This window comes from Candidatus Jidaibacter acanthamoeba (genome assembly GCF_000815465.1).
Taxonomy (GTDB): domain Bacteria; phylum Pseudomonadota; class Alphaproteobacteria; order Rickettsiales; family Midichloriaceae; genus Jidaibacter; species Jidaibacter acanthamoebae.
Genome location: NZ_JSWE01000003.1, coordinates 1 through 2,038, shown reverse-complemented (window position 1 = coordinate 2,038; position 2,038 = coordinate 1). Strand labels below are relative to the sequence as shown.

The 2,038-nt window shown below is 30.9% G+C and carries 3 protein-coding genes; all 3 read left to right on the top strand.

Annotated features, from left to right (window positions below):
- The first annotated feature begins 10 nt into the window (after positions 1–10).
- Entirely contained in the window at positions 11–553 is a 543-nt protein-coding gene (locus NF27_RS00040) for a tetratricopeptide repeat protein (protein ID WP_084212732.1), read from the top strand.
- Between the two features lie 584 nt (positions 554–1,137).
- Complete coding sequence (locus NF27_RS00035; protein WP_039454459.1) at positions 1,138–1,416, top strand: AbrB/MazE/SpoVT family DNA-binding domain-containing protein; 279 nt, start codon at positions 1,138–1,140, stop codon at positions 1,414–1,416.
- Positions 1,416–1,814, top strand: a complete 399-nt coding sequence (locus tag NF27_RS00030) for a type II toxin-antitoxin system VapC family toxin (protein ID WP_039454457.1) — start codon at positions 1,416–1,418, stop codon at positions 1,812–1,814. The genes NF27_RS00035 and NF27_RS00030 overlap by 1 nt, the downstream gene beginning before the upstream one ends.
- The last annotated feature ends 224 nt before the right edge of the window (positions 1,815–2,038 follow it).

The following is a 2,038-nucleotide window of genomic DNA, read 5'->3' as shown; positions in this document are numbered from 1 at the left end:
CTAAAATGCTATAAAAGATTTTAATGCGGCTATCAGTATAAACTCTAGAAATGATGAGGATTATAACCGTAGAGGTAATGCTTATTATGCTCAAGGTAAGTATAAGGAAGCAATTGAAGATTATAGCCAAGCTATAGAATTAAAACCTAATAATGAAACTTACTATAGTAATAGAGGTATGGCATATAATAAGCTTAAAGATTATGAAAATGCTATAAAAGATTTTAATGCGGCTATCAGTATAAATTCTAGAAATGATGAGGATTATAACTGTAGAGGTAATGCTTATTATGCTCAAGGTAAGTATAAGAAAGCAATTGCTGATTTTAGCAGAGCAATAGAATTAGATCCTAATAATGCCAATTACTATAATAATCGAGGTCTTGCATTTTACAATCAAGGAAGCTACAAAGAAGCACTTTGTAATTATAATAAAGCAATAGAGTTAAGCCCTGAAAATGAAATTTATAGACGTAATAAAGCAAAAATATCCTTTGCACACTTACTCCTACTAAATATAGAAAAAGAAAATAATAGATGTATTATGATGTAATATGGGGTATGGTCAGGATACGTTCCGCAAATTATTAATAAGGATATTAAGAGAGACTGCTACTGGCACTTAGTAACTGCCAGGTTGAGGTATTAGTTTGTCCCTCTCGTATGGATAATCAGGCGATGGTAGCTATAGCTAATTTTATATTAAATTGCATAACGTTAAGTAACTTAATTTTATTTTGTTTTAATCATGATTTTCGGCCAGGATTCTATAAATAATGAACCTAAAATTGCACCCCAATATATTGGTTGTGATACCGTGTATGGAGTCAAGTATATAACACTTCTGATTTTATGCTCATGTACAGGTCGGAAGCTTTGCTTATAAGGTTAGTATCTATTTTAGAATCCAGCGCCCTACCTACAACTTTCTTAAAAGTACTTTCTAAATTTTTCCTCTCAAAAAGGATCCTTTATAAGAGATGAAAGTGTGGTGGCTTTATGAGATATACCATCAGCTTATATTGCGCCATTATTTATTGTTATGCCTTATTACGTGGAATATAGTTAATATTATTTATTGGTTCATCTTAAACAATGTGCTATATTAATACAAATCACTTCTAATTAAGATAAGTTATGCAAGAGATAAGAACCCAAATAGACATCCATGGTAGAGTATTAATACCTGCTATTATTAGAAAGAAAATGAATTTAAAACCGGGTGACACTTTAACATTACGTGCTACGGAAGAAGAAATCAAAATGGTTAGCATGAAATCAGTAATCAGAGAAGCTCAAGAGCTTATCAAAAAGTATAAAAAACCTGAAGGATCTCTAGTTGATAGTTTTATAAAAATGAGAAGGCAGGAATCTCAGCTTGAAGAATCAAGAAATCATCAAACTAAGGATTTATAATGGAAGATAATAAGAATATTATATTGGATGCTTCAGCATTGATTGCTTTACTTGGGGATGAAAAAGGTTGTGAAGTAGTAGAGGATTTATTGCCTTATGCAATCATGTCTAGTGTAAACATTGCTGAGGTAGCAAGATTTTTAGTCTCAGCAAGTGCAATGGAAATAGATAAAATTCAAGAAGTAATAGACCATTTAGTCCCTAGCACAGTACCTTTTGATAACAAATATGCATATATTACAGCAAATATGCTTTCTCAGACTAAAGCTCTAGGCTTATCATTGGGAGACAGGGCATGCCTAGCATTAGCTATAATCACCGGGTATCCTGTTTACACCGCAGATAAAATATGGGAAAAACTGGAAATAGAGAACCTAAAAGTACACTTAATAAGGTAGCGATAGCAACTAATATTGATATCATTATCCTTAACATATAAAAATAATTTATATTACTGACATTATTTGTAAAAACCACACCATAGCGATAATTAAGCTGAAAAGTTAAAGTTTAAATCTTCTAAAGTTGCAATAATAAAGCTGTTATTAAGGAGTACTTATTAACAATATATTAATAGTTTTTATTTAGTATTAAAAGTAATAACACTACTTTGGCATAAAAT